Below are 5,522 nucleotides of genomic sequence, written 5' to 3' on the forward strand. Positions count from 1 at the left end.
CCCTGCGGCCTGGGTGCGCCACCGGGGCCGCCCTGGGGACGCGAAGCGCCGGGGGCGCCGCCGTGTCCACCGGGACGGGGGGCACCGCCACCGGGACGGGGCGCCTGCGGGCGCGCCATTCCGGTGGAGCCGCCGGAGGTGAAGGGGTTGTTGCCGGGCCGGGGACCGGCCGGGCGGTTGCCGCCGGGGCGGGCGCCGCCCTGACCTGCCGGACGCGCCGGACGGTCGCCGCCGCGGCCGCCGTCACGCTGACCGCCGTCACGCTGACCGCCGGCCGGAGCCGGACGGGCCGGGCGCGGGCCGGGCGCGGCCGGACGGGCACCCTGCTGCGGAGCGGCGGGCTGCGCCGGAGCCGGGGCGGAGAACTCCGCCGCGGGCACCGGGGTGACCGGGGCGGGCCTGGCCGGCGCGGGCTTGGGGCCCGGACGCGGCCCGGCGGCCGATGCGCCGGACGGCGTACCGGAAGTGCTGGGGGCGGTGCCGGAAGGCGCCTCGGCAGCGGCCGGCCGAGGGGCCGGGGCGCCGGGCTTGGGGGCACCGGGACGGGCCGGGGCGGCCGGGGACGGCGCACCGGGGGTGGGGCCGCCCGCACGAGGGGCGGCGGGGGACGGCGCTGCCTTGCGGGGCACGCCTGGCTTGGCAGCGGACTTGCCGGCACCTGAGCCGGGTCCCTGCAATGCGTCAGTCAACTTGCGTACAACCGGCGCCTCGATCGTCGAGGACGCCGAGCGGACGAATTCACCGAGCTCTTGGAGCTTGGCCATGACGACCTTGCTCTCGACGCCGAACTCCTTGGCGAGTTCGTATACCCGGACCTTAGCCACTTCGCTCCTTTTAGGTCCGGGTTACCGCCGGACCGTCGCTACTTCATGGGCGTACTCATCGCGTACTCATCGAGTGCTCATCGCAATCTCGACCTACTTCCAACTCGCGAGGTACCTGACCGCACGGGGTCCCGTGCCGTGCTTCTTCTTACTGAGCCTGTTCCTGCTGAGCCTGCCGCACTGTCCCGGCTTCCCGCTCCGGCTGTGCTGCCTGTGCCCTCTGTGCTGTCTGTGCCGTCTGTCCTGTCTGTTCGATGAACAGCCGCACTCCGCCCGTTTCGAGCGGTCCCTTGACCCTGAGGGCCCGGGGAAACGCCCGGCGTCGTACAGCCAGATCGAGACAGACCATGGCGGGGTGTACATAGGCACCCCGGCCGGGCAGCGTACCGCGATCGTCGGGGACGCATTCGTCCCCGATCACCACGGTACGCAGCAGATCGGTCTTGGCCGCTCGCTCCCGGCAGCCCACACAAGTGCGCTCAGGGCATACACGGGCGAGCGTCCGGCCAGACACGGTTAAGTCTACCTCCCCGCGACGACCCCTCCCGTCCAGGGCAGGAATCGAACGATCATTGTCTCGATCTTTGTGAGCCGCTGTCACCTCGGTAACAGCGGCCCCACCGCAGCCCCACAGCAGCCCTCGACCGGCCCTGGTCCAGCCCTGGTCCGGCCCTTGGTCAGCTCCGCCCGTGGCCTGGTCAGCGTCGGGCGGGGGCCCGGTCAAGCTCCAGCCGGTGCCTGATGTCAGCTCCGCTCGGGGCCTTGATCGTCGCTCTGCTCCGTGTCGGAGCGGATGTCGATGCGCCAGCCGGTGAGGCGGGCGGCGAGGCGGGCGTTCTGGCCCTCCTTGCCGATCGCCAGTGACAGCTGGTAGTCGGGGACCGTCACCCGGGCCGAGCGCGCGGCGAGATCGACGACCTCGACCTTGCTGACCCGGGCCGGGGAGAGCGCGTTGCCCACCATCTCGGCCGGGTCGTCCGACCAGTCGACAATGTCGATCTTCTCGCCGTGCAGCTCGGCCATCACATTGCGGACCCGTCCGCCCATAGGGCCGATACAGGCGCCCTTGGCGTTGAGCCCGGACCGGGTGGAACGGACCGCGATCTTGGTGCGGTGACCGGCCTCGCGGGCGATCGCGGCGATCTCGACGCTGCCGTCCGCGATCTCGGGGACCTCCAGCGCGAAGAGCTTCTTCACCAGGTTGGGATGCGTGCGGGAGAGCGTCACGGACGGGCCGCGCACCCCCTTGGCGACCCGGACGACATACGTCCGCAGCCGCAGGCCGTGGGTGTACTCCTCGCCGGGGACCTGCTCCTGCACCGGCAGGATGGCCTCCAGCTTGTCGTCCAGCCGGACCAGGACGTTCTTGGGGTCCTTGCCCTGCTGCACCATCCCGGCGACGACATCGCCCTCCCGGCGGGCGTACTCGCCGAAGGTGACGTCGTTCTCCGCGTCCCGCAGCCGCTGCTGGATGACCTGGCGGGCGGTGGTGGCGGCGATCCTGCCGAAGTCCGACGGGGTGTCGTCGAACTCCTTGGGCTCCTGCCCCTCCTCCAGATCGGCCGCGTCCTCCTTGGCCCACACCGTCACATGGCCGGTGTCGCGGCTCAGCACCACGCGCGCGTGGCGGCGGCTGCCCTCGGTGCGGTGGTAGGCGATGAGGAGGGCCGACTCGATGGCCTCGACCAGCAGGTCGAAGGGAATCTCCTTCTCCTGTGCCAAGCCCTTCAGGAGTTTTACGTCGATGTCCACGGCTACGCCTCCTCTTCCTGCTTCTTGTCCTTGCGGTTGAACTCGATCTCCACCCGGGCCTTGGTGATCTCACCGAAGGCGACGCGGCGGGCGGTGGGCTTGCGCCCCTTCACGCCCGGCACTTCGAGGTCGAGCCCCTCGTCGTCCACGGCGAGCACCCGGGCGACCAGCTCGCCGCCCTCGTGGAGGTGGAGTCTGAGCAGCCGCCCGGCGGCACGCACGTAGTGGCGGTGCTCGGTCAGGGGGCGGTCGGCGCCCGGTGAGCCGACTTCGAGGACGTACTCGCCCTCGCCCATCGCATCGGTCTCGTCGAGCTTGAGGGAGATGGCGCGGCTCAGCTCGGCACAGGCGTCCAGGGTGGCGCCTTCGTCGGAGTCCACGGTGATCCTCAGCTGGCGGCGGCGTCCGGCGCGGGAGATCTCGATCTCTTCCAGCTCCAGATCCGCGGCGCTGACAAGCGGCTCCAGCAGCCCGCGCAGCCTGTCGCTCTGGGTGGTGCTCATCCGGGTGACTCCTCGGCCGCGTGTGCTGTTGTGGGATCGTCGCGTGTCAGATCAAAGGGTATCCGGTCCCGGGGGGTGTTGCCGTCCACCTCCGTGGCCCCCACGGGTACGCTCGCCTGCGGCGATGATCACCGAGAGGCCGAGGGAGACACGCGTGGGGCGCACGGGGACGACACGCAGACGCGCTCTCGCCGTGACGGGTGCCGCGGCGGCCGGAGCGCTGACGGGGTGCTCGGGGAACGCGTCCGGTTCGCCGGGCGGGGCGGACGGTGACGCGGCGAGGGCCGAGAAGGAGCTGCGGCGGCGGCTGGCCGCGACGAGCGGCGCGCTGCGTGACCAGTACGACGCCACCATCGCACACCATCCGGGGCTGGCCGGCCGGCTGACCCCGCTGCGCACCTCGGTGGCGGCACATGTCACGGCGTTCGGCGGGACCGTACGGGCCGCTCCCCCGGTGCCTGTCGCGCCCGACCCCGCCGCCGCGCTGAAGGCGCTGGCCGAGGCCGAGCGCCACACCGCCGACGCGCACACGGCCGCCCTGGCCGGCGCGCGGCCGGAGCTGGCCCGGCTGGTGGCCTCGGTCGCCGCGGCCGGCGCGGTGCACACCTATCTGCTGGCCGGTGGAGGCGCGCGATGAGGACGGACGACGCCGGGGGCCCGGACGGCCCGGACGGGGTGCTGGCCGCCGTGCAGGCCGCGCTCGCGGCGGAGCACGCGGCGGTGTACGGGTACGGGGTCGCCGGAGCCCGCGTCGGCAAGGCCCGCCGGGCCGAGGCCGCCGCCGCGCACACCGCGCACCGGGCCCGCCGGGACGCGCTCACGCGCCGGGTCCGCGATCTGGGCGGCAGGCCCGTGGTGGCGGCCCCCGCCTACACACTGCCGTTCCCGGTGCCGGACGCGGCGGCGGCCGTACGGCTGGCGGCGTTCCTGGAGGACCGGGTCGCGGGTGTCTGTTCCGATCTCGTACGGGCCTCGGAGGGGCCGCTGCGGCAGGAGGCCGCGGGGGCGCTGCGCGAGGCGGCGGTGCGGGCGGTGCGCTGGCGGGGCAGCGGCGTAGCCTTTCCTGGGCTCGCCGAGCGGGCGGCCGGGCCCTGACCGGTCGAAGTGGTACCCGGGCGGACCATCGGCTCCGGGCGGATCTCGGTTCTCGGCGGATCATCGGTTCCGGTCAGACCGTCCGTTCCGGTCAGGCCACCGGTTCCGGTCAGACCATCGGTTCCGGGCGGATCATCGACTCCCATCGAAGGGGACACACGCGAGCATGGCTTCTCAAGCGCCCCGGCGTCTGGTGCGGGCGCTCGGCGAGGACGACGGCTGGCTCGGACAGCTGCCCGCGCTCACCGAGAAGGCGGTGGCCCGGCTCGGGCTGACGGTCGAACGGGTGGTGGCGCCCGGCGGTCGCAGCAGCCTGGTCCTCCTCGGGCGCCTGGCCGACGGCACCCCGGCCGCCCTGAAACTCGCCCCGCCCGCCGCTGTGCCCGCCCTGGAGCACGCGGCGCTGGAGCACTGGGACGGCTGGGGCGCGGTACGGCCGCTGGGGGCGCCCGGCGCCGGGGACGCGCTACCGCTTGAGCGGTTGCATCCGGAGGTCTCACTGCGGTCGCTGCCGGAGGCGAAGGCGCTGCTGGAGGCCGCCGGGATCGTCCGGCGGCTGTGGGTCGAGCCACCGCCCGGCCACGGCTTCGAGACCGTCGAGCAGCGCACCGCCCGCCAGGCGGACGCGCTCCGCGGCACCTCGGAGCCCCTGGTGGCCGCGGCCATCGCCGCCCGCGACGAACTGGTGGCCGCCCCGCCCGAGGCCCTCCTCCTGCACGGCAACTTCCGCCAGGGCAAAGTCCTCGCCGGTGACCGCACCCCCTGGCTCGCGATCGGGCCCGAGCCCGTCGTCGGCGAACGCGCCTACGACGTCGCCCGCCTCGCCCGCGACCGCGTCGAGGACCTCGTCGCCGCCGCGTCCGGTGCCTCGGCCGCCCGCCGCCGTATCAACAAGCTCGCCGACTCCCTGGAGGTGGACGCGGACCGGCTGCGCGGCTGGGTGCTCTTCCGCGCCGTCGAATCCGCCCTCCGCGCCTCATCCACCGGCCGCCCCCGCGAGGCGGAACCCGCCCTGGAGTTCGCCTCCTGGCTCTGACGCCTACGGCGCGGGGGTCCGGGGGGTGCGGCCTGGGCCCGCTGCTCTGGTGTCTGGCCTCGGTGTGACCCCTGCGCCGCTCCGGGGGGGGGTGTACGCCTGAGTGCCACGTGACGGCCGTCGCTACGGCACTCCCCCAGACTCCGTCCGGGGGACCCCCAACGGGCGTGTCCTCAAACTCCCCCAGACTTCGTCCGGGGGGACCCCCAACGGGCTGATCTTCACCGCCCCGTCCCACGTCGGGCCCCGCCCACCAAGGGCACGAGACAAGACCAGCCCAGGCCAACTCAGCCCCGCCGGCGCTTGAGGCGC

At 73.9% G+C, this 5,522-nt stretch carries 7 protein-coding genes; 3 read left to right on the top strand and 4 right to left on the bottom strand.

Annotated elements, in window-relative coordinates; all coding sequences use genetic code 11:
• The 4 genes from ACWF94_RS31900 to rimP form a co-directional block, all read right to left on the bottom strand.
• On the bottom strand, positions 1–824 hold an 824-nt coding region (locus ACWF94_RS31900; protein ID WP_453496399.1), incomplete at its 3' end, for a translation initiation factor IF-2 N-terminal domain-containing protein.
• 148 nt (positions 825–972) lie between these two features.
• The gene (locus ACWF94_RS31905; RefSeq protein ID WP_453496402.1) at positions 973–1,338 is read right to left on the bottom strand and encodes a YlxR family protein; all 366 of its coding nucleotides are present in this window, start codon (positions 1,336–1,338) and stop codon (positions 973–975) included.
• A gap of 230 nt (positions 1,339–1,568) precedes the next feature.
• Positions 1,569–2,576 (bottom strand): transcription termination factor NusA, encoded by a 1,008-nt coding sequence (nusA, locus tag ACWF94_RS31910; protein WP_453496405.1) that lies wholly within the window; start codon positions 2,574–2,576, stop codon positions 1,569–1,571.
• A 2-nt stretch (positions 2,577–2,578) separates the two neighbouring features.
• Positions 2,579–3,079, bottom strand: a complete 501-nt coding sequence (rimP, locus tag ACWF94_RS31915) for a ribosome maturation factor RimP (RefSeq protein WP_453496408.1) — start codon at positions 3,077–3,079, stop codon at positions 2,579–2,581.
• A 154-nt stretch (positions 3,080–3,233) separates the two neighbouring features.
• Here rimP and ACWF94_RS31920 point away from each other — a divergent pair, with 154 nt between their 5' ends.
• The 3 genes from ACWF94_RS31920 to ACWF94_RS31930 all read left to right on the top strand — a co-directional run bounded on the left by ACWF94_RS31920 (position 3,234) and on the right by ACWF94_RS31930 (position 5,210).
• Positions 3,234–3,716: a hypothetical protein gene (locus ACWF94_RS31920; RefSeq protein ID WP_453496411.1), complete on the top strand. Its 483-nt coding sequence runs from the start codon at positions 3,234–3,236 to the stop codon at positions 3,714–3,716.
• A complete protein-coding gene (locus ACWF94_RS31925) occupies positions 3,713–4,174 on the top strand; it encodes a ferritin-like domain-containing protein (protein WP_453496414.1) in 462 nt (153 codons plus the stop codon). The genes ACWF94_RS31920 and ACWF94_RS31925 overlap by 4 nt, the downstream gene beginning before the upstream one ends.
• A gap of 166 nt (positions 4,175–4,340) precedes the next feature.
• The gene (locus ACWF94_RS31930; RefSeq protein ID WP_453496416.1) at positions 4,341–5,210 is read left to right on the top strand and encodes an aminoglycoside phosphotransferase family protein; all 870 of its coding nucleotides are present in this window, start codon (positions 4,341–4,343) and stop codon (positions 5,208–5,210) included.
• The last annotated feature ends 312 nt before the right edge of the window (positions 5,211–5,522 follow it).

The organism is Streptomyces sp. NPDC055078 (assembly GCF_053607985.1).

What these genes read in the sequence shown, in the direction of transcription:
- rimP (WP_453496408.1), bottom strand. Translation starts at nt 3,079, where the DNA reads ATGAGCACCACCCAGAGCGACAGGCTGCGCGGGCTGCTGGAGCCGCTT.
- ACWF94_RS31925 (WP_453496414.1), top strand. Translation starts at nt 3,713, where the DNA reads ATGAGGACGGACGACGCCGGGGGCCCGGACGGCCCGGACGGGGTGCTG.
- ACWF94_RS31930 (WP_453496416.1), top strand. Translation starts at nt 4,341, where the DNA reads ATGGCTTCTCAAGCGCCCCGGCGTCTGGTGCGGGCGCTCGGCGAGGAC.